Below are 25,246 nucleotides of genomic sequence, written 5' to 3' on the forward strand. Positions count from 1 at the left end.
ACTCCTTACACCTTCTCAACCTGGACAAGGTTCGTGTGCGATGGGTTGCCTTTCGCCAGCGGCGACGGACGTTGAGTGGTCAGCACGTTAATGCTCCCCGCCTGATCGATACCTTTAGCATCCGGGTTATACCAGGCCCCCTCACCCAACGCGACGATGCCCGGCATCATGCGCGGTGTTACCTTAGCTTCAATATGCACTTCCCCACGGTCGTTAAAGATACGCACGCGATCGCCGTTCTTAATCCCGCGTTTCTGCGCATCCAGTGGGTTGATCCACATCTCCTGACGACAGGCCGCTTTCAGTACATCGACGTTGCCGTAAGTCGAGTGAACGCGGGCTTTATAGTGGAAACCGGTCAGCTGCAGCGGGAATTTATCGGCCAGTGGATCGTTGTAGTTTTCAAAGCCCGGGGTGTAGATCGGTAACGGATCGATCACATCGCCTTCAGCCAGTTCCCAGGTCGCAGCAATTTGTGCCAGCTCTTGGGAGTAGATCTCAATTTTTCCGGACGGCGTGGTCAGCGGATTGGCCTGTGGATCTTCACGGAAGGCTTTATAGGCCACGTGATGCCCTTCCGGGTCACGTTGTTTGAAGATACCTTGCTTACGGAAGGTATCGAAGTCCGGTAGTTCCGGCACAGCCTGACGAGAAAGTTCGTGCAGATGACGCATCCATCCTTCCTGCGTCCGCCCTTCGGTGAACTGCTGCTCAACGCCCATGCGTTTTGCCAGCTCCGTGGTCATCTCATAAATCGTTTTGCACTCAAAGCGCGGTTTGATGACCTGATCGGTAAAGATAACGTAGGACATGTTGCCGCAGGAGGCATCCAGCGCGAAATCCATCTGCTCAGACGCGGTGCAGTCCGGCAGCAGGATATCGGCATATTTCGCCGATGAGGTCATGTGGCAGTCAATCACCACAATCATTTCGCACTTCTTATCATCCTGCAGAATTTCATGGGTACGGTTGATTTCAGAGTGCTGGTTAATCAGGCAGTTACCGGCGTAGTTCCAGATCATTTTGATCGGTACATCCAGTTTGTCTTTGCCACGCACGCCATCTCGCAGCGCCGTCATTTCCGGCCCGCGGACGATCGCATCAGTCCACATAAACATGGAGATACTGGTCTGTACCGGGTTTTCCAGCGTTGGCATACGCTCAAACGGCACCTCATAGGAGCCTTCACGTGCGCCGCTGTTACCACCGTTGATCCCGACGTTACCGGTCAGAATCGACAGCATGGAGATAGCGCGGGTGGCAATTTCACCGTTAGCGTGACGCTGCGGGCCCCAGCCCTGGGAGATATAGGCCGGTTTGGCTAGCGCAATTTCGCGCGCCAGTTTCACGATGCGCTCAGCAGGAATACCGGTAATGGTGGATGCCCACTCCGGCGTTTTCGCCGTGGCATCGCTGCCCTGCCCAAGGATATAGGCTTTGTAGTGACCGTTGGCCGGCGCACCTTCAGGGAGCGTTTTTTCGTCGTAACCGACGCAGTATTTATCGAGGAACGGCTGATCGACCAGGTTTTCAGTGATCATCACCCACGCCAGCGCCGAAACCAACGCCGCATCGGTGCCCGGGCGGATTGGGATCCACTCGTCTTCGCGCCCGGCACCGGTATCGGTATAACGCGGGTCAACGATAATCATACGCGCATTAGATTTCTGACGCGCCTGCTCCAGGTAGTAGGTCACCCCGCCGCCGCTCATGCGTGTTTCACCAGGGTTATTCCCAAACAGCACGACCAGCTTGCTGTTTTCGATATCTGACGGGCTGTTGCCGTCGGCCCAGCCGCCGTAGGTGTAGTTCAGGCCTGCGGCAATCTGTGCGGAAGAGTAGTCACCGTAGTGGTTCAGATAACCACCACAGCAGTTCATCAGACGTGCCACCAGCGTTTTACCCGGTGGCCAGGAGCGAGTCAGCGTACCGCCGAGGGTACCGGTGCCGTAGTTAAGATAGATAGATTCGTTGCCGTAATCTTTGATCAGCCGTTTCATATTATCGGCAATGGTATCAAAGGCTTCTTCCCAGCTGATGCGCTCGAATTTGCCTTCGCCACGTTTGCCAACCCGCTTCATCGGGTACTTCAGACGGTCCGGGTTATAGACGCGACGACGCATAGAGCGGCCGCGCAGACAGGCGCGAACCTGATGCAGACCATCGTAGTTATCATCGCCGGTGTTATCCGTTTCGACGTATTTAATCTCGCCATCGACAACATGCATGCGCAGCGGGCAGCGGCTTCCACAGTTTACCGTACACGCACTCCAGGTCACGCGCTCTACCGCCGTAGTCGGCGCAATCGCTTCTGCGGCGTGCGCAATACGGCTGAAGGGAAGCGTAAACGCACTGCTGGCCATCGCCAGTCCGCCTATGGCCGTGGTTTTCATCAAACCACGACGGCTGACCTCAGCTGCCAGTAAAGCATCGGGGGTTTCAGTTTTCATGGACTCTCACTTCGTTGCTAACATTGAAAACATGATTCGTTATATAGTTATTTATATAACGAAATGTTATTATTGTAGTTTTATATGCTGGTGTTACTTAGAAGGGAGTATTAAACGTTCTACCGAGAGAGGTATTGTTCAGTATCAATGCGGATATAAAAAAAGCGCCTTGCGGCGCTTTTTTGTAGAACAGGAAGGATTAACCGATGTATTCCAGACCGTTCATGTATGGACGCAGTACCTCAGGCACTTCAATGCGACCATCTGCCTGCTGGTAGTTTTCCAGCACGGCAACCAGCGTACGACCTACGGCCAGGCCAGACCCGTTCAGGGTGTGAACCAGACGCGTTTTCTTGTCGGACTTGCTGCGGCAGCGAGCCTGCATGCGGCGCGCCTGGAAATCCCAGACGTTAGAGCAAGAGGAGATCTCGCGGTAGGTATTCTGCGCTGGAACCCAGACTTCGAGGTCATAGGTTTTGCAGGCGCCGAAGCCCATATCACCGGTGCAGAGGATAATTTTACGATACGGCAGACCCAGCAACTGCAGGACTTTCTCCGCATGGCCCGTCATCTCTTCCAGCGCTTCCATGGAATCTTCTGGACGCACGATCTGCACCATCTCAACTTTATCGAACTGGTGCATACGGATCAGACCACGAGTGTCACGACCGTAGGAACCCGCTTCGGAGCGGAAGCACGGCGTGTGTGCGGTCATTTTTATCGGCAGATCGTCTTCGTCGATGATTTCATCGCGCACCAGGTTGGTCAGCGGTACTTCTGCCGTTGGGATCAGCGCGTAGTTGCTGCTGTCAGCTTCTTCTTCCAGCGGACGAGTATGGAACAGGTCACCGGCGAATTTTGGCAGCTGGCCCGTACCATACAGCGTGTCCTGGTTCACCAGGTAAGGCACATAGTTTTCGCTATAGCCGTGCTGTTCAGTGTGCAGATCCAGCATGAACTGCGACAGTGCGCGGTGCATACGGGCAATCTGGCCTTTCATCACGACGAAACGTGAACCGGTCAGCTTCACTGCCGCGGCAAAATCAAGCCCGCTGTGCATTTCGCCCAGCGTCACGTGATCGCGGATCTCGAAATCGAATTCGCGCGGCGTGCCCCAGCGGCTAACTTCAACGTTGTCGTTTTCGTCACGGCCAATCGGTGCGTCGTCATGCGGGATGTTCGGGATGGTCAGTGCAATATCGCGAATCTCAGCCAGCAGAACATCCAGCTCTGATTTAGCGGCATCAAGTTGTTCGCCAAGCTTGTTCACTTCCAGGCGTAAAGGCTCAATGTCTTCCCCGCGTGCTTTCGCCTGGCCGATGGATTTCGATCGCGAGTTACGCTCTGCCTGCAGATTTTCAGTTTCTACCTGCAGTACTTTACGACGCTCTTCAAGAGCGCGAAGTTTATCTACATCCAGCTTAAAGCCCCGGCGTGCCAGTTTTTCTGCGACTGCGTCTGGCTCTGTACGCAGCAGATTGGGATCGAGCATGCTTATCCTATGCTTATCGAATTGAAAGTGGAGTATGCGACCACAGCCCGTGGTCGCAGAGGTACATCGACAACATTACCGCAACGACTGCACTAGCGGTAGCGTTTTGTGCGGCTATTTTGATCCTGTTCAGCGAGCCAGGCGAGCTTTTCGCCAATCTTGCCTTCAAGACCTCGGTTAGTCGGGTGATAGTAGCGCGTTTGTGCCATTTCGCTGGGGAAATACTCTTCGCCGGCAGCGTAGGCGTTGGGCTCATCGTGGGCGTAGCGATACTCCTGCCCATAGCCCATCTCTTTCATCAGTTTGGTCGGCGCATTGCGCAGATGCACTGGCACATCGTAATCAGGGCGTTCGCGAGCATCAGCCATTGCGGCTTTAAAGGCGGTGTAGACCGCGTTGCTTTTCGGCGCACAGGCCAGGTAGACAATCGCCTGGGCGATAGCACGCTCCCCTTCGGCCGGGCCGACGCGGGTAAAGCAATCCCAAGCCGAAATCGCCACCTGCATAGCGCGCGGGTCAGCATTACCGACATCCTCAGAGGCAATGGCCAGGCAGCGGCGCGCAACGTACAGCGGATCGCCGCCTGCGCTGATAATACGGGCATACCAGTAGAGCGCGGCATCGGGCGCGCTGCCGCGAACCGATTTATGCAGCGCCGAAATCAGGTCATAGAAGCGGTCGCCTTTGTTATCAAAGCGGGCACTGCGCTCACCGGCAATTTCGGTCAGAAGTTGAGGCTGCAACACGCGCTTGCCGGAATCATCAAGCTCTGCCATGTCGGCCATCATTTCCAGCGTGTTCAGCGCACGCCGGGCGTCGCCGTTCACCAGTTCAGCAATTGCACGACGCGTCTCGTCAGGTAGAACAATATCTTGCCCGCCGTAGCCGCGCGCTTTGTCTTCCATCGCCTGAGTAAGTACTTGCTCAATATCCTCAGTGGTCAGGGATTTCAGCAGGTAGACGCGCGCACGGGAGAGCAGCGCCGAATTGAGCTCAAACGAAGGGTTTTCAGTGGTTGCACCGATAAAGGTGATGGTGCCATCTTCAATATGCGGCAGAAAGGCGTCCTGCTGGCTTTTGTTGAAACGGTGGACTTCATCGACGAACAGAATGGTGCGGCGACCGGCGTTGCGGTTCTGTCGAGCGCGCTCAATGGCCTCGCGAATCTCTTTCACCCCGGAGGTGACAGCGGAGATCCGTTCAACATCGGCACTGGCGTAGCGAGCAATCACTTCCGCCAGGGTCGTTTTGCCGGTGCCCGGCGGCCCCCAAAGGATCATCGAGTGCAGATGGCCGGCTTCAATAGCGCGAGGCAATGGCTTACCTGCAGCCAGCAGATGCTGCTGGCCGATATACTGCGCTAAGTTTTCTGGCCGCATACGGGCGGCCAGAGGTTGAAATGCATTATCGGAAAAATCGAGCGACAAATTGCTCACGCCGGCCTCTTACTTACGCTGATCGTCCACCGTCACGCCCTGCGGCGGTGTAAAGGTGAATTTGGAGGCGTCAATTGCGCCGTTCTGCTGCGACTTCAGCTGGTAACTGCTGCGCTGATCGTCCTGCTCAATCGCGCTGAACTGATGGATTGTGCCATCGCGCCCTACGTTGATGGTGAATTTCTTCAGGTTGCCATTGTTGCCGCGCGGCGTTAGTACGAAATCATCACCGGTCTGCTGGATATTGTACTGCTGCCAGTCGCTGGCCTGGTTACGCGCAATCAGCATAAATGGCGTGTTGCCGGTCGCGTCTTTCAGCCAGGTGGCGGTAGCCTGCTCAACAAACGGGTTGTAGAACCACAGGGTTTTACCGTCAGACACCAGGATGCTTTCATCTGGTTGGGTCATATGCCAGTTAAACAGGTTTGGACGTTTTACCCACAGATCGCCCTGACCTTCCTGAACCGCGTTGCCGCTGCCGTCAGTCACTTTCTGAGTGAAGCTAGCATGGAAGCTGCTGACTTTATCGAGACGGCTTTTCAGGTCGCCTGCGGCATCAGCCCATACGCTGCTGACAACAAAGCTGGAAAGTAATGCACACGTGATCGCGATCTTTTTCATTAATAATCCTTAATTAGCCTCATGCTCCCGGCAGGAGAGCCTCTGGCACTCACTCTAAGACTTCGCCCAGAGCGGTGACAGAAGAAAATACTGAATTTTGACTTATTTACCCATCTTTGCAATCAATCGAACGGCGGCGGTGCCAGCACCTCACGGTTGCCGTTGTGCCCCTGTTCGCTGACGATCCCCTGCGCTTCCATCTGTTCGATGATACGCGCAGCGCGGTTGTAGCCAATGCGGAACTGACGCTGTACGCCGGAGATTGACGCTTTGCGTTTCTGGGTCACGAAATTGACCGCCTGATCGAACAGCGGATCTAACTCTTCGCCGCCATCAAAGCCACCGCCACCGCCTTCGCTTTCACTGTCGGAGGTGATGCCATCAACATACTGCGGACGACCGCGCGCTTTCCAGTCCTGTACCACCGCGTGGACTTCCTGGTCACGGACAAATGCGCCGTGCACGCGCACCGGGTTGTTCGAGTTCGGACCGGCATAGAGCATATCCCCCATGCCCAGCAGTGACTCAGCGCCGCCCTGGTCAAGGATAGTACGGGAGTCAATTTTACTGGAAACCGTAAACGCAATACGGGTTGGAATGTTGGCCTTAATAAGACCGGTAATCACATCCACCGATGGACGCTGGGTTGCCAGCACCAGGTGGATACCCGCTGCACGCGCTTTCTGTGCCAGACGGGCGATCAGTTCTTCCACTTTCTTGCCGACGGTCATCATCAGGTCGGCAAATTCATCGACCAGCACGACGATATACGGCAGTTTTTCCAGCACCGGATGCGTGGCATCCATACTGTCGCCCGGTTTCCAGTAAGGGTCCGGAATCGGACGGCCCATGCGCGCCGCTTCGGCAATTTTTTCGTTATAACCGGCAAGGTTTCGTACGCCAAGCGCCGACATCAGCTTGTAGCGACGCTCCATTTCGTTGACGCTCCAGCGCAGGGCGTTAGCGGCGTCTTTCATGTCGGTGACCACTTCAGTCAGCAGATGCGGGATCCCTTCATACACTGACAGTTCCAGCATTTTCGGGTCGATCATGATGAAGCGGACGTCTTCAGGCTGCGCTTTATAGAGCATACTGAGGATCATGGCGTTCACGCCGACGGACTTACCGGAACCGGTGGTACCGGCAACCAGCAGGTGTGGCATTTTCGCGAGATCGGCCACCACCGGCTCACCGGCAATATCTTTACCCAGCACCACCGTCAGCGGCGATGGGTTATCGCGGAATTTGTCACAATCCAGCACTTCGCGCAGGTAGACGGTCTGACGTTTTTTATTCGGCAGTTCCAGGCCAACGTACGGTTTGCCAGGAATAACTTCTACCACGCGCACAGCAACGGTCGACAGCGAACGCGCCAGGTCACGGGACAGGTTCGAAATACGCGCAGCCTTCACGCCCGGTGCCAGATTCAGCTCGAAGCGGGTGATAACCGGACCTGGCGAGTAGTTCACAACGTCCGCTTTAATGCGATAGTCGGCCAGTCGGGTTTCCACCAGACGCGCCATCTGTTCCAGCGCAAAGGTATCTACCGGTTCCACTTCCGTTGGCGGCGGCGTTAAAAGATCCAGCGACGGCAGCGGCGTCGTCGGCTTTTGCAGCGGACGATCGTCACCGTTACGCATCAGCAGCGGGTGAATCAGGCTCTCCTGCTGCGGTGGCGTTACCGGCTGATGTGCAGGCTGCTGCACATGCTGTTGCGGCTGAGCATACTGTTGCTGCGGCGCATGCTGAGGCTGGTGATAGCTTTGAGCATGCTGCGGCGGTTGTTGCTGTTGATAATGCTGTTGAGGCGGCGGCGTCACCGCAGGCTCCGGCATCACGCTCGGCGTGAACAACGGCGCTTTCGGTGTCTCATCCACCAGTGTTTTCATCGGCGAGAATTCAAAATCGTCGAGGGAGAACGGATGCGCCCCCTCTGGCTGCTCACTGGCATAGCGATTCTGCTGAGACGCGGCGAACTGGCGCGCCAGTTCCGCTTCTGCGGCGGCATCTTCATCGTTCTCTTCGAACGCATAGCTATCCTGCTCGTCCGCTTCTTCGCCATAACGTTGCTGCTGCGAGGCGGCAAACTGGCGAGCCAGCGCATCCTGCTGCAGCGCATCGGCTTCATCGTCGGTCAGCGGCTGATTATCCTCAGGCTGATAGCGCTCAGCTTCACGAGCAGCGCGCTCCTCGGCCATCCGCTGCGACGGTAGCTTGATGCCGTATGAGGCCAGCTCACGGCGCGTCGGCACGCGAACGCGATTAGGGCGCGGCAACTGTGGGCCAATGCCTTCTTTGACCTGCGAGCGCGGGCCGTCAGCTGGGCTAAACAGCGGCGCTGAGGCCGCAGCTGCGGCGGCGGTTCCAGCGGCTGCCGCTGCCGCATGGCGAACGCTGGCAGCAACCGGTGCAACGGCAGTGGAAGGTTCTGGCACAGAAACCGGAATGGACGGCGCGGTCGATGCCCGCTGTTCCATTGGCGCTAACGGTTCCGGAATGGGTTGATACCACGCCGCCAGCTGTTCACGCTCACGTGCGCGTTTCTCTTCCACTTCTTCGAAATAGTACAGCGGCGGACGATGAGCAGGTTTAACCTCCTCTTCCACCACCGGTTCTGGCTCAACGACAGGTGCTGGTTCAGCCTGAGGCACGTTCAGATATTCCGATTCAGCAGTATATGGCTGTTCTTGCTGTAGCTGTTCGTAAGCAGGCTGCTGAGGTTGTGCGTACTGCTGCTGCTCATAAGCAGGCTGCTGCGGTTGTGCGTACTGCGGCTGCTCATAAGCAGGCTGCTGAGGTTGCGCATACTGCGGCTGCTCATAAGCAGGCTGCTGCGGCTGTACGTACTGCGGCTGCTCATAAGCAGGCTGCTGAGGTTGTGCGTACTGCGGCTGCTCATAAGCAGGCTGCTGAGGTTGTGCGTACTGCGGCTGCTCATAAGCAGGCTGCTGCGGTTGCGCATACTGCGGCTGCTCATAAGCAGGCTGCTGAGGTTGCGCATACTGCGGCTGCTCATAAGCAGGCTGCTGAGGTTGCGCGTACTGCGGCTGCTCATAAGCAGGCTGCTGCGGTTGCGCATACTGCGGCTGCTCATAAGCAGGTTGCTGCACCGGCGGCCATCCTTCTGGCGTCGGTGCAATAACCGGTTCACCCGCCGTTGGAGCAGGAACGGCCTGCCATTCAACGGCAGGTGCAGCAACAGGCTGCTCGTTCATGGACGGCGCAGCTAATGTTGGGTCGGCGGCCCACGCCGCTGTGCCTGTAACGGCAACGGCCTCAGCGACGGTATGACCTCTCAGTAGAGGGTCGTACTCATCATATTCGGCGGCACGCGTCGCGCTGGCACCAGAGAACAGCACATCATCAGGATCGACCTGAGCCCCACAGTGGCCCGCCTCTTCCGGTTCGTCCATACGACGGCCAGAGAACAGCGCCTCGTCCGTTTTACGCACCATCGGGTTAGAGAATTTTTCGGCGATCCGCTTACGGCGCGCCAGTGCACCTCGCAGGATGCGCGCACGACGAGATTCACGCGACGCTTTCTGCGTCTCCTCGCCGTCGTCTTCATATTCGTCTTCTTCTTCGTACTCGTCTTCATCAACCCAGGTGTCGTCACGACGGGTTCGGTTGCTGGCGAACGTCAGAATGTTGAGGATCCAACTGCCCATTTTTTCGGCAATGCTGACCCATGACCAGCCGGTAAACAGCGTCAGGCCCGCGGCCCAGATACAGAGTAGCGCGATGGTCCCGCCGCTGCTGTGCAGCATCGGTTGCAGCGCGGTGCTGAGCAGGCTGCCAATCACGCCACCGGAGGCAAAGTACCAGATGTCATCGGCGTTTATCGCCGCGAGGCCGCATGAAGTAAGGATGATCGCCAGTACGCCAATCAGGCGCAGCGAGACGGCGAAGTAGTCGATGTACTCATCGTTCGAACGATGCCGCCAGGCAAACCAGCAGCCACCAACAATAATGACCGGTATGGTATAAGCCATTACGCCAAAGATGAAGAACAGCGTATCGGCCAGCCATGCGCCTGGTGCGCCACATAAATTGTGGATCGGTTCGTGCCAGGCCGTTTGCGACCAGCTAGGATCGGAAGGATTGAAGCTCAGTAGTGCAGCCATTAACCAAACGGCAAAAATGGCGCATAAAAGGAGTAACGCCTCAAGGAGTCGGCGTCCGCTGCTGAGTTTTGTGAGTTTGACTTCTTTGTCTTCTGTATATTCCTGGCTCAAGAAAGGCTCTCCAGGTGCCGAATGCTAAAACGGACAACAGTGCCAGATTGCGCCGACACTGTTGCTGTATGGATTAACAGGAGTGTAATCAAACTACGCTGATTTTGCACCTGTTCCGTTTTAGCGGGTCTTAATTACCAGACGATTACTCTGCTTAACCTCTTCCATAACGACGTAAGTACGGGTGTCGTTCACGCCTGGCAGGCGCAGCAGGGTCTCGCCAAGAAGTTTACGGTAAGCCGACATGTCCGGTACGCGGGTTTTCAACAGATAGTCGAAATCGCCGGAAACCAAGTGACACTCTTGAATTTCTTCAAGTTTTTGCACAGCGGCGTTAAATTGTTCAAACACGTCTGGCGCACCGCGATTCAGAGTAATCTCAACAAAAACCAGCAGCGATGCATCCAGGTAATGCGGGTTTAACAGCGCGGTATAGCCCTGAATAAAACCCTGTCGTTCCAGACGACGTACGCGCTCAAGGCACGGGGTCGGAGAAAGTCCTACTCTTTTGGAAAGCTCGACGTTCGAAATACGCCCATCTTTTTGCAGTTCATTGAGAATGTTGCGGTCGATGCGGTCGAGATCTTTGCCAGGGCGTTTTTTACTATCTACCATTATTATTGTCTCTCTGTATTCCTTCCCTACTCCTGTCTTGACTCTGTGCACTTCACTGTTCAGAGCCTTCTCCCGATTTCAATGCGCCATTGTTGCTGCAACGACGAATATCCCAGGGTATGCGTATGAGAAGCCCCGGCGCCTCACGGCCACCCTCCGACATCACGTATGATGTCTGTCCACACCATACGTAGATTTCAGTGATCCGGGTAAAAATGGCATTTGCGTGCATGAAAATTCACCACACGCGAAACACTGCTTTTCTTCTTCCTTGAATGTTGTCGCAAAAGCTTAGGGGATTGTCAAAGCAAAACATCTTTTTTTAGTACAACATGCCAGATATTCATGAATCCTGGGTCCGGTTTCACATGTAATCGTCTTATAATCATCAGCCTGGCAGTAGAAATAGTTATATTTTTTGATGTTAAAATAGCCAATCAATCGGCTCATTCTATTACACATATCGTTAACAAAATCGCTGTGCTCTTTTTTTACGTCTACAAATTCCCTACAATCCAGAGCAATGTCTGCCAACAATTATGGGGATCTCATGGGCACGGCCAAACACAGTAAGTTGTTAATCCTTGGTTCTGGACCTGCGGGATACACCGCTGCGGTCTATGCTGCACGCGCAAACCTGCAGCCGGTACTGATTACCGGGCTGGAAAAAGGCGGTCAGCTGACCACCACCACAGAAGTGGAAAACTGGCCTGGCGATCCAAGCGACCTGACCGGTCCGCTGCTGATGGAACGTATGCACGAGCACGCCACTAAGTTTGAGACCGAAATTATTTTCGATCACATCCACAGCGTGGATCTGCAAAACCGTCCGTTCCGTCTCACCGGCGACAGCGGTGAATACACCTGCGATGCGTTAATCATCGCCACCGGCGCCTCTGCTCGCTACCTGGGCCTGCCGTCGGAAGAAGCGTTTAAAGGCCGCGGCGTTTCCGCCTGTGCTACCTGCGACGGTTTCTTCTACCGCAACCAGAAAGTCGCGGTCATCGGCGGCGGCAACACCGCCGTGGAAGAAGCGCTGTATCTGTCCAACATCGCATCAGAAGTGCATCTGATTCACCGCCGTGATTCATTCCGTGCTGAAAAAATCCTGATCAAACGTCTGATGGATAAAGTGGAAAGCGGCAACATCGTGCTGCACACCAAGCGTACGCTGGAAGAAGTGACCGGCGACCAGATGGGCGTGAGCGGTCTGCGTCTGCGTTCTACTGAAAACGACGACATTGAGTCGCTGGACGTCGCGGGTCTGTTCGTCGCTATCGGCCACAGCCCAAATACCGCGATCTTCGAAGGTCAACTGGCGCTGGAAAACGGCTACATCAAAGTGCAGTCCGGCATTCACGGCAACGCAACACAAACCAGCATTCCTGGTGTGTTCGCGGCGGGTGACGTGATGGACCACATTTACCGTCAGGCGATCACCTCTGCGGGTACCGGCTGTATGGCCGCGCTGGACGCTGAGCGCTACCTCGACGGTCTGGCTGACGCGTGCAAATAATCTTTACAAGTCAGTAACAAAAGTAAAAAAGGCGACGATAAGTCGCCTTTATTTTTTCTGCGATGTAACATTGCCGCGCCCATAACTGAAACCATTAGCCATAAGCACCTGCTAAGCGCCCAATGAATAAAAGTCGCCAACAAGAACTCACCCGCTGGCTCAAACAGCAAAGCGTCCTGTCACGCCGCTGGTTGATGACCTCCCGTCTGCTCGGCTTCGTTAGCGGTGTACTGATCATCGCCCAGGCCTGGTTCCTTGCCCGCATTCTCCATCACATGATTATGGAGAACATCCCGCGAGAAGCGTTGCTGCTGCCGTTTATCCAGCTGGTGCTGATCTTTATCCTGCGCGCCTGGGTTGTCTGGCTGCGGGAGCGCGTTGGTTTTCACGCCGGGCAACAGATTCGATTTGAAATTCGCCGCCAGGTGCTCGACCGCCTGCAGCAGGCTGGTCCGGCCTGGATTCAGGGCAAGCCAGCCGGTAGCTGGGCGACGCTTATCCTCGAGCAAATCGATGACATGCACGATTACTATGCCCGCTACCTGCCGCAGATGGCGCTGGCAGCCTGCGTGCCGCTGCTGATTGTGGTCGCGATCTTCCCTTCCAACTGGGTCGCCGCATTAATACTGCTGATGACGGCACCGTTAATTCCGCTGTTTATGGCCCTGGTGGGAATGGGCGCGGCCGATGCCAACCGTCGCAACTTCCTGGCGCTGGCGCGCCTGAGCGGTCACTTCCTCGACCGTCTGCGGGGCATGGATACGCTGCGTATCTTTGGTCGTGGCGAAGCAGAAACGGAAAGCATTCGCGAGGCCTCGCAGGATTTCCGTCAACGTACGATGGAAGTCCTGCGACTGGCCTTCCTCTCCTCCGGCGTGCTGGAGTTCTTTACTTCGCTCTCCATTGCGCTGGTCGCCGTCTATTTCGGCTTCTCCTACCTTGGCGAACTAAACTTCGGCAGCTACGGCACTGCCGTGACGCTCTCCTCCGGTTTCCTGGCGCTGATCCTGGCCCCTGAGTTCTTCCAGCCGCTGCGTGATTTAGGCACCTTCTATCACGCCAAGGCACAGGCCGTGGGTGCCGCCGACAGCCTGAAAACATTCCTCGAAGCGCCGCTGGCGCATCCGGAACAGGGCGACCAGACGCTGGAGACCAGCGAACCGGTTACTCTCAGCGCCGTGGATCTGTTTATCACCTCGCCGGAAGGCAAAATGCTGGTTGGGCCGCTGAACTTTACGCTTAACGCCGGGCAACGCGCCGTGCTGGTTGGCCTGAGCGGCTCCGGGAAAAGCTCGCTGTTGAACGCCCTGTCCGGCTTCCTTCCCTACAGCGGTTCGCTGAAAGTGAACGGCGTTGAATTACGCAATCTGCACCCGGAAGGCTGGCACCGCATGATGAGCTGGGTCGGGCAAAACCCGCAGCTTCCGGCGGCTACGCTGCGTGAGAACGTCCTGCTCGGCAATCTGGAGGCCAGCGAGCAACAGTTGCAGCAGGCGCTGGATAAAGCCTGGGTCAGCGAATTCCTGCCACAGCTTCCTGACGGTATCGACACCGTGGTCGGCGAACAGGCCGCACGTTTGTCCGTGGGTCAGGCTCAGCGCGTCGCTGTCGCCCGCGCCCTACTCGCCCCCTGCCGTCTGCTGCTGCTGGATGAACCTGCCGCCAGTCTGGATGCCCACAGCGAGCAGCGTGTGATGCAGGCGCTGACCGAAGCCTCCACCCAACAAACCACGCTGATGGTCACCCACCAGCTGGAAGGTATTACCGATTGGGATGCTATCTGGGTGATGGAAAACGGTCAGATTATTGAGCAGGGAACGTATCAGCAGCTGGTTGATGCTAACGGCGTGTTTGCCAGCCTGCTGGCTAGCCGTCAGGAGGAGATTTAAATGCGCGCACTGTTGCCTTATCTGGCGCTCTATAAACGTCACAAGTGGCTGTTAAGCCTGGGCGTTGTTCTGGCGATTATCACCCTGCTTGCGAGCATTGGCTTACTGACCCTTTCCGGCTGGTTCCTTTCTGCTTCAGCGGTTGTCGGGTTCGCGGGCGCTTACACCTTCAACTACATGCTGCCTGCCGCTGGCGTGCGCGGCGCGGCGATTATCCGTACTGCCGGGCGCTACTTTGAGCGCCTGGTCAGTCATGATGCGACCTTCCGCGTTTTACAACATCTGCGCGTCTTTACCTTCAGCAAGCTGCTGCCGCTGTCGCCCGCCGGGCTGGCGCGTTTTCGTCAGGGCGAACTGCTCAACCGCATGGTGGCGGACGTCGATACGCTCGACCACCTCTATCTGCGCGTCATTTCGCCATTAGTCGGTGCATTAGTCGTCATTCTGGTGGTGACTGCCGGGCTTAGTCTGCTGGACGTTGGTCTGGCGCTTACCCTCGGCGGCATTATGCTGGCCACGCTGCTGGTTCTACCGCCGCTGTTCTATCGCGCAGGTAAACCCACAGGTGAGCAGTTGACGAGCCTGCGCGGGCAGTATCGCCAACAGTTAACCGGCTGGCTGCAGGGGCAGGCAGAGCTGACTATCTTTAACGCCAGCCAGCGTTATCGGAAGCAGATGGAGCAAACCGAACTCAACTGGCACGACGCCCAGCGCCGTCAGTCTGAACTGACCGCTCTGTCACAGGCGTTAATGCTACTAATTGGCGGCGTCGCCGTGGTCTCCATGCTGTGGTTAGCCGCTGGCGGCGTTGGTAGCAACAGCCAACCCGGCGCGCTGATTGCGCTGTTTGTATTCTGTGCGCTGGCGGCCTTTGAAGCGCTGGCGCCAGTGACCGGCGCCTTCCAGCATCTTGGGCAGGTTATCGCCTCAGCGCTGCGTATCAGCCAGATTATTGAACAGCAACCGGAAGTGACCTTCCCAGAGCAGGCCGTGGCGCGTCCTCAACAGGTATCGCTGACGCTGGATCGGGTGTCATTCACCTACCCTCAGCAAACGCAGCCTGCGCTGAATAATCTGTCTCTGAATATTACTGCGGGTCAGCATATCGCCCTCCTCGGCCGTACCGGCTGCGGTAAATCGACGCTGCTCCAGTTACTCACCCGCGCCTGGGACCCACAGCAGGGCGAGATTCTGCTGAACGGCATGCCGCTGACCCAGTTTGATGAGCAGACGCTGCGTCAGACCATCAGCCTGGTGCCGCAGCGCGTGCATCTGTTCAGCGCGACCCTGCGCGACAACCTGTTGCTGGCGAAGCCTGACGCGAGCGATGAAGCGCTCAGCGAGGTTCTGCGCCGTACCGGTCTTGAGAAGCTGCTGGAAGACGCCGGGCTGAACAGCTGGCTGGGTGAAGGTGGACGTCAGCTTTCCGGCGGCGAGCTGCGTCGACTGGGGATTGCGCGGGCATTGCTGCACGATGCACCGCTGATGATGCTGGACGAACCGACCGAAGGGTTAGACGCCACCACCGAGAGCCAGGTGCTTGAACTACTGGCCGACGTAATGCGTCATAAAACGCTGCTGATGGTGACCCATCGTCTGCGCGGGCTGGCGCGATTTAATCAGATAATTGTCATGGACAACGGGCAAATTATTGAGCAAGGTAATCACGCAGAACTGCTGGCAAAACAAGGCCGTTACTACCAGTTTAAACAGCGTCTGTAGACTATGATTAGTTAACCCTGTTTCGTGAGGTCATCGCGACATGCGCCTTGTCCAGCTTTCTCGACACTCGATCGCGTTTCCCTCGCCTGAGGGCGCATTACGTGAACCAAACGGACTGCTCGCTTTAGGGGGCGATCTCGGCCCCGCGCGCCTGCTGATGGCCTATCAGCGCGGCATTTTTCCGTGGTTTTCGCCCGGCGATCCCATTCTCTGGTGGTCGCCGGATCCCCGCGCCGTGCTGTGGCCTGAGCAGTTTCACCTCAGCCGCAGCATGAAGCGGTTTCACAAAACCTCCCCTTATCGCGTGACGATCAACTACGCCTTTAGCGATGTGATCGCCGGCTGCGCGCAGGATCGTCACGAAGGTACCTGGATCACAACCAGTATCAGCCAGGCCTATCATCGCCTGCATGAACTTGGTCATGCGCACTCTATCGAGGTATGGCAGGAAAACACGCTGGTAGGCGGCATGTACGGCGTTGCCATGGGCGAACTGTTCTGCGGCGAGTCGATGTTCAGCCGCGCGGAGAACGCCTCTAAGACGGCGCTGTACGTCTTTTGCGAGGCATTCCGTCAGGCGGGTGGCAAACTCATCGACTGTCAGGTGCTCAATAGCCACACCGCTTCCCTGGGCGCGGAGGAAATCCCGCGTCGCGACTACCTCGAGCATCTCAATACGCTCCGCATGCAGCCGCTTGCCGATAAGTTTTGGGTACCCCGAGCGCTCTTTTTACCTGAAGCGTAAATGATTTCAGCACAATTGCCATCAGGATGATATAATTGCCGACGAGAGTCGCTTCTGCCTTTTACCCCGCCGACGTTTGGGAATCTTCGAGTCAGATAACGCCCACGTTTATCCTGCTGTTTCCGGCCTGGTTCGTGCCCATCACACGATGCATTTGTGTGGTGAAAGGGTAATGCGCAAAAACGACTTTCGCCGATTAAGACGGACAATTCTTTACTTACTTGATGAACTTCGGCATTATCTTGCCGGTTCAAATTACGGTAGTGATACCCCAGAGGATTAGATGGCCAAAGAAGACAATATTGAAATGCAGGGTACCGTTCTTGATACGTTACCTAATACCATGTTCCGCGTAGAACTGGAAAACGGGCACGTGGTTACTGCACATATCTCCGGTAAAATGCGCAAAAACTACATCCGTATCCTGACGGGCGACAAAGTGACTGTTGAGCTGACCCCGTACGACCTGAGCAAAGGCCGCATTGTCTTCCGTAGTCGCTAACCTCCGCAGATAATGAGCGTCTGGCGCTACTTTCGCCGAGCGCTATTTGCTGAATAGTAATGCCTCGCTTATTGCGGGGCATTTTTTTTCCTTTTCCACATGACCTCATAAATTGTGCGCTTCCGGTTTACGCGATTTTTGCCAGTGATGGTGCTCACGCAGCCCTTCCGCTGACTCTTCCGCCACCACGCGTAGCTCATCGCTATCCGCTTCATGACGTAGCTGGTGATCGGCATTTTTAACCCACAAAAACTGATGTCCTTTATGGCCGGCCATAAGTTGGCCAGAGAATAACGCGCAGGTGAGTAAAATCACCGATAACAATTTCGAAAACATTATGCCACCGCCTGGTTATCTTCTGCCTCCATCATGCCAACCCTTACGTCTGGTTATTATCCAGCTGTTCAAATTTGCGAAAATGGAATGTCAGCGTGAAACACCGAAGATGGCGCATAAAAAAACCGAGCTGTTGTCAGCTCGGTTTTTGTTTTTACCGCATGTGATTAACGTTAATGCGCCGCTTCTGGCTTATGCTTCTGCGCACTCTGGAAGCCGTAGGTCAGCTCGTTCTTCTCGTTGTCGAGCGCCACGGTGACCTGGCCGCCGTCAACCAGCGAGCCAAACAGCAGTTCGTTGGCCAGCGGTTTTTTCAGGTTGTCCTGAATCACACGCGCCATAGGACGCGCGCCCATCGCACGGTCGTAGCCTTTCTCGGCCAGCCAGTTGCGGGCCTCCTGGCTGACTTCCAGCGACACGCCTTTCTGATCCAGTTGAACCTGCAACTCGACGATGAACTTATCGACGACCTGGTGGATCACGTCAGTCGACAGATGATCGAACCAGATAATGTTGTCGAGACGGTTACGGAACTCTGGCGTAAAGATCTTTTTGATCTCTTCCATCGCGTCGGTGCTGTTGTCCTGCTGGATAAGGCCAATCGATTTACGCTCGGTTTCACGTACGCCGGCGTTGGTGGTCATCACCAGCACCACGTTACGGAAATCGGCTTTACGACCGTTGTTATCGGTCAGCGTGCCGTTGTCCATCACCTGCAGCAGCAGGTTAAAGACGTCCGGGTGCGCTTTTTCGATTTCGTCCAGCAGCAGTACCGCGTGCGGATGCTTGATAACCGCATCGGTCAGCAGGCCGCCCTGGTCAAAACCAACGTATCCCGGAGGCGCACCGATCAGGCGGCTCACCGTATGGCGTTCCATATACTCGGACATATCGAAACGCAGCAGTTCGATGCCCATCGCCTTCGCCAACTGGACGGTTACTTCCGTTTTACCCACCCCAGTCGGGCCAGCAAACAGGAAGGAGCCCACCGGACGATGATCGTGGCCGAGGCCTGCGCGGCTCATCTTAATGGCTTCGGTCAACGCATCAATAGCGTTATCCTGGCCGAATACCAGCATCTTCAGACGGTTGCCGAGGTTTTTCAGCGTATCGCGATCGCTTTGGGAGACGCTTTTCTCCGGGATACGCGCAATACGCGCGACCACGGATTCGATGTCCGCCACGTTGATCGTTTTCTTACGCTTGCTCACCGGCATCAGACGGGCGCGAGCGCCTGCCTCATCAATCACGTCAATGGCCTTATCCGGCAGATGACGATCGTTGATGTATTTCACCGCCAGCTCCACTGCCGCACGTACCGCTTTCGCGGTGTAACGGACATCGTGGTGCGCTTCGTATTTCGGCTTCAGGCCGTTCAGGATCTGTACGGTCTCTTCTACCGACGGTTCGGTAATATCGATTTTCTGGAAACGACGCGCAAGCGCCCTGTCCTTCTCAAAGATATTGCTGAACTCCTGGTACGTGGTGGAGCCCATTACCCGAATTTTGCCGCTGGAGAGCAGCGGTTTAATCAGGTTCGCGGCATCTACCTGCCCACCCGACGCGGCACCCGCACCGATGATGGTGTGGATTTCGTCGATGAACAGAATGCTGTTGGTGTCCTGCTCTAACTGCTTGAGCAGAGCTTTAAAGCGTTTTTCGAAATCGCCGCGATACTTGGTGCCCGCCAGCAGCGAACCGATATCGAGCGAGTAGATAGTGCAGTCGGCCATGATTTCCGGCACATCGCCACGCACAATGCGCCACGCGAGGCCTTCCGCAATCGCCGTTTTACCGACACCGGATTCACCCACCAGTAGCGGGTTATTCTTACGGCGACGGCACAGCACCTGAATGGCGCGCTCCAGCTCTTTGTCGCGGCCAATCAGCGGGTCAATTCCCCCGACGCGAGCAAGCTGATTAAGATTGGTGGTGAAGTTTTCCATACGTTCCTCCCCGCCTGCTTGCTCTTCGTTAGTCTGCTGATTCCCGGAATCGGAAGGCTGACTTGGCTCGTCTTTACGCGTGCCATGAGAGATGAAGTTCACCACGTCAAGGCGGCTGACTTCATGTTTACGCAGAAGATACGCAGCCTGCGACTCCTGCTCGCTGAAAATCGCCACGAGGACGTTAGCGCCGGTGACTTCGCTACGCCCAGAAGACTGGACGTGGAAGACCGCGCGCTGCAGAACACGCTGGAAGCTGAGCGTCGGTTGCGTTTCACGCTCTTCTTCACTGACCGGTAGCACCGGCGTGGTTTGTTCGATGAAGGCTTCGAGTTCCTGACGCAGCGCCACCAGATCGACCGAGCACGCTTCCAGCGCTTCACGGGCTGATGGGTTGCTAAGCAGAGCCAGCAACAGATGCTCGACGGTCATAAACTCGTGACGGTGCTCGCGCGCTCTGGCGAAAGCCATGTTTAAACTGAGTTCCAGTTCTTGATTGAGCATAGGCACCTCCCCCAATTTTCATGCCTGTATCAGGCTTGTTCCAGCGTACACAACAGTGGATGCTCGTTCTCCCTCGCGTACTGATTCACCATGGCAACTTTGGTCTCGGCGACTTCTGCCGTAAAGACACCACAAATTGCTTTACCCTGATAGTGAACCGTTAGCATCAGTTGTGTTGCGCGTTCTACATCATAAGAAAAGAATTTTTGTAACACGTCAATAACAAACTCCATCGGAGTGTAATCATCATTGACCAATATCACTTTATACATCGATGGGGGCTTAAGCCCATCCTGAAGTTTATCTGCCGAAAGCTGGTCGAAATCCAGCCAGTCTCTGGTCTTACTCATTGTCAGTCATCATTGTGGGTGTCATCTCGTGCTGCTGACGTTCCTGTTTGCACTTTAGCGCCTCGTAGTATTGACGGTATTAATGACACATTTACCGTCTGCTACGCCGCCACTTGCTCCTGTGCATACACGTTCTAAATTTACTGTAGATCATAGATAGCTATCACCTATAGCTGTCATTCGCGAACTCTGTCACATTCCCGTCAATAGCGTTAACTGCTTCAAATTTTGATGCATTTTCCCCCTTCAGCCTCCCTCAAACGCTTGACGCATTGTGCGAAATATCTAAATTGTACTGGCGAGAGTTGGTGAGGTTTTGAACAACTCCTGACTCCACCACCGGTTCATTCCATCTACTTATAAACGTATAATAGTGTTACGAAGGATGTCGAAGTATGGAAATGGGTACTGTTAAGTGGTTCAACAATGCTAAAGGGTTCGGTTTTATTTGCCCGGAAGGCGGTGGCGAGGACATCTTCGCCCATTACTCCACCATCCAGATGGATGGGTACAGAACGTTAAAAGCCGGGCAATCCGTCCAGTTTGATGTCCACGAGGGGCCGAAAGGTAATCATGCCAGCGTGATTATCCCTCTGGAAGCAGAAACAGCCGCCTAGTTACTGCCCCATTGTGTACATCCCGCTGTCAAAATGCCAGTCCTTCTGACTGGCATTTTTTCATTTCTTTTGCGCTTATTCCCGCGCCAGCGCATCGACCGGATCGAGCCGGGCGGCGTTGCGCGCAGGTAACCAACCAAACAGCACGCCGGTCAGCGTCGAGCAGATAAATGCCGTCAGCAGCGCCAGCGGCGAGAAGCCAATTTCCCATCCCGGCAGCACCAACTGTAAGAGCAGCGCAATCATCATGGAAAGCGCCACACCGATCGCGCCGCCGACAAGGCAGACCAGGATCGCCTCTATCAGGAACTGCTGCAGCACGTTGCTGGCTCGCGCCCCAACCGCCATACGAATGCCGATTTCCCGGGTACGCTCGGTCACCGACACCAGCATAATGTTCATCACCCCAATGCCGCCCACCACCAGCGAAATCACCGCCACCAGCGTTAAGAACAGCTGTAATGTATGTGTGGTGCGTTCAGCCGTTTTCAAGACGCTGTCCATGTTCCAGACAAAGAAATCTTTCTTCCCGTGCCGCAGGTTTAACAGCCGAGTGAGTTGCTCTTCTGCAAGGCTGCTGTCGTAACCCTCTTTCACCCTGACGGTAATCGAGTTGAGCCACGTCTGTCCCATCACCCTCCCGGACATCGTCGAGTAAGGTAACCAGACGCGCAGAATTTTGCTGCTGCCAAACATCGACTGTTTTTCATCTGCCACGCCGATAACCGTCGCGGGCATATTGCCGACCAGGATGACTTCACCCACCACATTGACTTTATTCGGGAACAGTTGACGTCGCGTGTTGCTATCAAGCACCACCACCTGTGAACGCTCCGCGGCCTGCACATCGTTAAAGGTGTTCCCTTCGCTGAAGGTCATACCGTAGACGTTAAAATAGTGCTGACCGATGCCCTGAACGCTGGTGGCGACATCAATATTGCCCGCCCTGACGCGCAGGTTTTTTGACACCGATGGGGTGACGGAACTGACCCACGACTGCTTTTCAATCGCCAGCAGGTCATCGTATTTCAACGACTGCTGATACTGCGGGTCGTCATCGCCGAAATCTTTCCCCGGATAGACGTCAATGGTGTTGGTGCCAATGGCGCGAATATCCGCCAGCACCATCTGCTTGGCCGCGTCGCCCACCACCACGATAGAGACCACAGAGGCGATGCCGATGATAATGCCCAGCATGGTCAGCAGCGTGCGCATTTTATTGGCAACCATCGCGCGCCAGGCCATCGACAGCGCTTCGCGGAAGCTGTTGCTGAACTGCTGCCAGCCGGACGCATTCTGAACCGCGGGTTTGCGCGCCGCCATCGTCGTCTGACGCGGGGGCGGATTATGGATAATTTCGCCGTCACGAATCTCAATCACTCGCTCGGCTTGTGCGGCAACCTGCGGGTCGTGGGTGACGATAATAATGGTGTGACCCTGCTCTTTTAGCTGATGCAGGATAGCCATCACCTCTTCACCCGAATGGGTATCGAGCGCCCCCGTGGGTTCATCAGCAAGTATCACCTGGCCGCCGTTCATCAGCGCGCGGGCGATACTGACGCGCTGCTGCTGGCCGCCGGAAAGCTGCGAAGGGGCATAATCCACGCGATCGGCAAGCCCAAGACGCTGCAGCAGTTCTTCCGCGCGTTCAAGACGGGCTTTGCGCTCCATGCCAGCATAGACGGCTGGCACTTCAACATTCTGCGCGGCCGTCAGGTGAGACAGCAGATGGTAGCGCTGAAAGATAAAGCCAAAATGCTCGCGCCGCAGCGCGGCCAGCGCATCGCTATCCAGCGTCGCGACATCGACCCCGGCAACCCGATAAGTCCCGCTTGTAGGCTTATCAAGACAGCCGAGGATATTCATCAGGGTGGATTTACCCGAGCCGGAAGCGCCGACAATCGCCACCATCTCACCGGCGTTAATTTGCAGAGAGATGCCTTTAAGCACATCCACGCTGCCGTCACCGGACGGGTAGCTGCGGCGGATGTTGCTCAGTTCAAGCAGTGCGGTCATTGTGCAGCCCCGGTTTTACCTTCTCCGGTAATCACCTCATCGCCCGCGTCCAGCCCTTTGGCAATTTCCACATCGGTGTCGTTGCGCGCGCCAATCACGACTTCACGGGTTTTCACCTCGCCGTTACGCAGCAGACGCACGTTGTAGCGGTTGTCTCCCACGTTCTCGCCCAGCGCGGAAAGCGGGATGGTCAGCACATCGTTTACGCCGCTGAGCTGGATATGTACCTGAGCCGTCATGTCGAGGCGCAAAACGCCCTGCGGGTTAGGCACTTCAAAACGGGCATAGTAGAAGATGGCGTCGTTGACCTTCTCCGGCGTTGGCAGAATGTCTTTGAGCGTGCCTTCATAACGCGTCAGCGGGTCACCCAGCACCGTAAACCAGGCTTTCTGCCCTGGTTTAAGGTGGATAACATCAGCCTCCGACACCTGCGCTTTCACCAGCATCGTACGGAGATCGGCAAGGGTCAGAATATTCGGCGCCTGCTGGGCGGCAATCACCGTCTGCCCCTGCAGGGTAGTAATTTGCGTAACTTCACCCGCCATAGGCGCGACGATACGCGTGAAATCGAGGTTGGTTTTGGCGGTATCAAGAGAGGCCTGATTTCGCTTAATTTGTGCGTCAATTGTGCCAATCTGCGCCTTTTTCACCACCATTTCGGTGGCAGCGGTATCCAGATCCTGGCGCGAAATCGCCTGGGTTTTTGCCAGTTGCTGCTGGCGTGAAAGGGTTACACTCGCCAGCTTCCATTCGGCTTCAGCCTGCTGGCGCTGCGCTCGCAGTTCCATCAACGTGGCTTCTACCTCTTTTATCTGGTTTTGCGCCTGTTCGGGGTCAATCACCCCCAACAGCTGATCTTTCGCGACTTTATCGCCAATGCTTACCGACAGCGTTTTCAACTGCCCGCTCACCTGCGCACCAACGTCTACTTTGCGCAGCGCGTCAAGCTTACCGGTAGCCAGCACGCTCTGCTCCAGGGAGCCCTTACGGACAATCAACGTCTGGTAGTTGGGCAACGGCGCGTTCAGCTTTTTCCAGACTGCTATCACGGCGATAATCACGACGATTGCCGCGATTGCATAGCGTTTTTTAAACTTTCCCTTGATGTTCATAAAAATCCTGAATTCCCCAGTGTATCCATCAGAATGAAAAGGCAAGCGTAAACAAAATATAAACAATCACTAAAGATATCTAAGAATTTTCCGATGATTGAGAATTGGTTTAGTTTTCCAATTGTAAACTTTGGAAAAGTTTTTTATATCAGGTCGCCATCAATGTCTCAGCTCAGTGATAACTCTCTTCCTCCAGCGCATTCTTTCTCCAGCCTTGGGCTGTTTTTTAGCCTGTTCAGCGGGCAGTGGCGTCCTAGCGAACACTGGCATAAAAACAGCTTCCGGCGGAAGTTTATGGTGCGTTCTTTATTGATGCCACGCTTAAACCGCGATTGGATGCACGAATTATCTCAATGGTCAAATCTTAACGCGGTCATGGCCCGTCAACCTCGCCTGCCGGTGCGACTGCATCGTCCTTATCTGGCGGTCAATTTCCCTCGCCCTTTGATTGTGGATGCGCTGCGTTATCACTATAAGCTGTTATCCGAGGCAATGTCCCCTGAAGAGTTTGAGACCTATCTGAATTCGCAGTATTTCCCACTTGCAAAACTAGAGGGGAAAAACGGTGAGGTCTTCAGCATTGAACTGACCATGGATGTCAATCTCGACAAAGAGGGCGATAGCACTATCCTGATGCGTAACGCGAATGGCGATACGCTGGCGGAAATGACCTTTACCATCCTGAGCTATCAGAACCAACGGACGCTGTTTATCGGTGGCCTGCAGGGCGGTAAACGTGAACTTCCTCATGAAGCCATTCAGGAAGCGACCAAAGCCTGCCACGGCCTGTTCCCGAAACGCCTGGTGATGGAAGCCGTTTGCCACTTTGCAGGCCGTCTGCAGGTGGAACAAATTCTCGCCGTCAGCAACACGGTCCATATTTTCCGTGGCGAGCGCTACCACGATAAAAACAAAGCCGTCCTTTCGGATTACGACAGCTTTTGGGAAGCCGTAGGCGGTGAATGCGATCAAAACCGCTATTTCCATATCCCTGTCACTATTGCCCGCAAAGATCTTGCCGAAATTGCGAGCAAAAAACGCGCAGAGTACCGCCGCCGCTTTGAGTTGCTGGATACCATTGGCACGCAAATGTCGACGCTCTTTGGCCAGCGCTAATCTCTTTTTCTACGCACTGCTGATGT

Annotated in this window: 18 protein-coding genes and 1 pseudogene; 8 read left to right on the top strand and 11 right to left on the bottom strand. The window is 55.5% G+C overall.

Annotated elements, in window-relative coordinates:
* Positions 1–5: 5 nt before the first annotated feature.
* The 6 genes from dmsA to lrp form a co-directional block, all read right to left on the bottom strand.
* Positions 6–2,450: a dimethylsulfoxide reductase subunit A gene (dmsA, locus tag FHC49_RS23840; RefSeq protein ID WP_220441014.1), complete on the bottom strand. Its 2,445-nt coding sequence runs from the start codon at positions 2,448–2,450 to the stop codon at positions 6–8.
* A gap of 199 nt (positions 2,451–2,649) precedes the next feature.
* A complete protein-coding gene (gene serS, locus FHC49_RS23845) occupies positions 2,650–3,942 on the bottom strand; it encodes a serine--tRNA ligase (RefSeq protein WP_185666576.1) in 1,293 nt (430 codons plus the stop codon).
* 92 nt (positions 3,943–4,034) lie between these two features.
* The gene (gene rarA / locus FHC49_RS23850) at positions 4,035–5,378 is read right to left on the bottom strand and encodes a replication-associated recombination protein RarA (protein ID WP_220441015.1); all 1,344 of its coding nucleotides are present in this window, start codon (positions 5,376–5,378) and stop codon (positions 4,035–4,037) included.
* Positions 5,379–5,387: 9 nt separating this feature from the next.
* Entirely contained in the window at positions 5,388–5,999 is a 612-nt protein-coding gene (gene lolA / locus FHC49_RS23855) for an outer membrane lipoprotein chaperone LolA (RefSeq protein WP_185666578.1), read from the bottom strand.
* Positions 6,000–6,121: 122 nt separating this feature from the next.
* A complete protein-coding gene (locus tag FHC49_RS23860; RefSeq protein WP_220441016.1) occupies positions 6,122–10,234 on the bottom strand; it encodes a DNA translocase FtsK 4TM domain-containing protein in 4,113 nt (1,370 codons plus the stop codon).
* Between the two features lie 120 nt (positions 10,235–10,354).
* Positions 10,355–10,849: a leucine-responsive transcriptional regulator Lrp gene (gene lrp, locus FHC49_RS23865; protein ID WP_000228469.1), complete on the bottom strand. Its 495-nt coding sequence runs from the start codon at positions 10,847–10,849 to the stop codon at positions 10,355–10,357.
* 550 nt (positions 10,850–11,399) lie between these two features.
* Between lrp and trxB the strand changes: the two genes are divergently transcribed.
* From trxB to infA, 6 genes and pseudogenes are all read left to right on the top strand, one after another.
* A complete protein-coding gene (trxB, locus tag FHC49_RS23870) occupies positions 11,400–12,365 on the top strand; it encodes a thioredoxin-disulfide reductase (protein WP_185666580.1) in 966 nt (321 codons plus the stop codon).
* Positions 12,366–12,487: 122 nt separating this feature from the next.
* On the top strand, positions 12,488–14,254 hold the full coding sequence (gene cydD, locus FHC49_RS23875) for a cysteine/glutathione ABC transporter permease/ATP-binding protein CydD (RefSeq protein ID WP_220441017.1): 1,767 nt from the start codon (positions 12,488–12,490) through the stop codon (positions 14,252–14,254).
* A complete protein-coding gene (gene cydC, locus FHC49_RS23880) occupies positions 14,255–15,976 on the top strand; it encodes a cysteine/glutathione ABC transporter ATP-binding protein/permease CydC (RefSeq protein WP_220441018.1) in 1,722 nt (573 codons plus the stop codon).
* A gap of 40 nt (positions 15,977–16,016) precedes the next feature.
* Positions 16,017–16,721 (top strand): leucyl/phenylalanyl-tRNA--protein transferase, encoded by a 705-nt coding sequence (aat, locus tag FHC49_RS23885; RefSeq protein ID WP_220441019.1) that lies wholly within the window; start codon positions 16,017–16,019, stop codon positions 16,719–16,721.
* Between the two features lie 200 nt (positions 16,722–16,921).
* A pseudogene (locus FHC49_RS24515) lies at positions 16,922–17,077 on the top strand (hypothetical protein); the annotation flags it as partial.
* A complete protein-coding gene (infA, locus tag FHC49_RS23890) occupies positions 17,005–17,223 on the top strand; it encodes a translation initiation factor IF-1 (protein ID WP_002211347.1) in 219 nt (72 codons plus the stop codon). The pseudogene FHC49_RS24515 and the gene infA, both read left to right, overlap by 73 nt.
* 105 nt (positions 17,224–17,328) lie before the next feature.
* Here infA and FHC49_RS23895 read toward each other — a convergent pair whose 3' ends face one another.
* From FHC49_RS23895 to clpS, 3 genes are all read right to left on the bottom strand, one after another.
* Complete coding sequence (locus FHC49_RS23895) at positions 17,329–17,559, bottom strand: DUF2554 family protein (RefSeq protein ID WP_185666586.1); 231 nt, start codon at positions 17,557–17,559, stop codon at positions 17,329–17,331.
* A 173-nt stretch (positions 17,560–17,732) separates the two neighbouring features.
* On the bottom strand, positions 17,733–20,009 hold the full coding sequence (gene clpA / locus FHC49_RS23900) for an ATP-dependent Clp protease ATP-binding subunit ClpA (RefSeq protein ID WP_035896357.1): 2,277 nt from the start codon (positions 20,007–20,009) through the stop codon (positions 17,733–17,735).
* Between the two features lie 29 nt (positions 20,010–20,038).
* The gene (gene clpS, locus FHC49_RS23905; RefSeq protein WP_035896358.1) at positions 20,039–20,359 is read right to left on the bottom strand and encodes an ATP-dependent Clp protease adapter ClpS; all 321 of its coding nucleotides are present in this window, start codon (positions 20,357–20,359) and stop codon (positions 20,039–20,041) included.
* 395 nt (positions 20,360–20,754) lie between these two features.
* Here clpS and cspD point away from each other — a divergent pair, with 395 nt between their 5' ends.
* Positions 20,755–20,976 (top strand): cold shock-like protein CspD, encoded by a 222-nt coding sequence (cspD, locus tag FHC49_RS23910; RefSeq protein WP_035896359.1) that lies wholly within the window; start codon positions 20,755–20,757, stop codon positions 20,974–20,976.
* A 75-nt stretch (positions 20,977–21,051) separates the two neighbouring features.
* On the opposite strand, the gene macB is transcribed toward cspD, so the two are convergent.
* Both macB and macA read right to left on the bottom strand, forming a co-directional pair.
* Positions 21,052–22,992 carry a macrolide ABC transporter ATP-binding protein/permease MacB gene (gene macB / locus FHC49_RS23915; protein ID WP_220441020.1) on the bottom strand — a complete coding sequence of 647 codons (1,941 nt, stop codon included), beginning with the start codon at positions 22,990–22,992 and terminating at the stop codon, positions 21,052–21,054.
* Complete coding sequence (gene macA / locus FHC49_RS23920) at positions 22,989–24,104, bottom strand: macrolide transporter subunit MacA (protein WP_220441021.1); 1,116 nt, start codon at positions 24,102–24,104, stop codon at positions 22,989–22,991. The genes macB and macA overlap by 4 nt, the downstream gene beginning before the upstream one ends.
* A 162-nt stretch (positions 24,105–24,266) precedes the next feature.
* Between macA and FHC49_RS23925 the strand changes: the two genes are divergently transcribed.
* A complete protein-coding gene (locus FHC49_RS23925) occupies positions 24,267–25,220 on the top strand; it encodes a VirK/YbjX family protein (protein ID WP_220441022.1) in 954 nt (317 codons plus the stop codon).
* The last annotated feature ends 26 nt before the right edge of the window (positions 25,221–25,246 follow it).

The organism is Kluyvera sp. EC_51 (assembly GCF_019584505.1).
Classification (GTDB): Bacteria; Pseudomonadota; Gammaproteobacteria; order Enterobacterales; family Enterobacteriaceae; genus Kluyvera; species Kluyvera sichuanensis.

Bases quoted from the DNA above. Each gene is read 5' to 3' on its own strand.
- serS (WP_185666576.1), bottom strand. From the start codon at position 3,942: ATGCTCGATCCCAATCTGCTGCGTACAGAGCCAGACGCAGTCGCAGAA.
- macB (WP_220441020.1), bottom strand. From the start codon at position 22,992: ATGACCGCACTGCTTGAACTGAGCAACATCCGCCGCAGCTACCCGTCC.
- trxB (WP_185666580.1), top strand. From the start codon at position 11,400: ATGGGCACGGCCAAACACAGTAAGTTGTTAATCCTTGGTTCTGGACCT.
- lolA (WP_185666578.1), bottom strand. From the start codon at position 5,999: ATGAAAAAGATCGCGATCACGTGTGCATTACTTTCCAGCTTTGTTGTC.
- lrp (WP_000228469.1), bottom strand. From the start codon at position 10,849: ATGGTAGATAGTAAAAAACGCCCTGGCAAAGATCTCGACCGCATCGAC.
- FHC49_RS23925 (WP_220441022.1), top strand. From the start codon at position 24,267: ATGTCTCAGCTCAGTGATAACTCTCTTCCTCCAGCGCATTCTTTCTCC.
- macA (WP_220441021.1), bottom strand. From the start codon at position 24,104: ATGAACATCAAGGGAAAGTTTAAAAAACGCTATGCAATCGCGGCAATC.
- FHC49_RS23895 (WP_185666586.1), bottom strand. From the start codon at position 17,559: ATGTTTTCGAAATTGTTATCGGTGATTTTACTCACCTGCGCGTTATTC.
- clpS (WP_035896358.1), bottom strand. From the start codon at position 20,359: ATGAGTAAGACCAGAGACTGGCTGGATTTCGACCAGCTTTCGGCAGAT.
- cydD (WP_220441017.1), top strand. From the start codon at position 12,488: ATGAATAAAAGTCGCCAACAAGAACTCACCCGCTGGCTCAAACAGCAA.
- dmsA (WP_220441014.1), bottom strand. From the start codon at position 2,450: ATGAAAACTGAAACCCCCGATGCTTTACTGGCAGCTGAGGTCAGCCGT.
- cydC (WP_220441018.1), top strand. From the start codon at position 14,255: ATGCGCGCACTGTTGCCTTATCTGGCGCTCTATAAACGTCACAAGTGG.
- cspD (WP_035896359.1), top strand. From the start codon at position 20,755: ATGGAAATGGGTACTGTTAAGTGGTTCAACAATGCTAAAGGGTTCGGT.
- aat (WP_220441019.1), top strand. From the start codon at position 16,017: ATGCGCCTTGTCCAGCTTTCTCGACACTCGATCGCGTTTCCCTCGCCT.
- clpA (WP_035896357.1), bottom strand. From the start codon at position 20,009: ATGCTCAATCAAGAACTGGAACTCAGTTTAAACATGGCTTTCGCCAGA.
- infA (WP_002211347.1), top strand. From the start codon at position 17,005: ATGGCCAAAGAAGACAATATTGAAATGCAGGGTACCGTTCTTGATACG.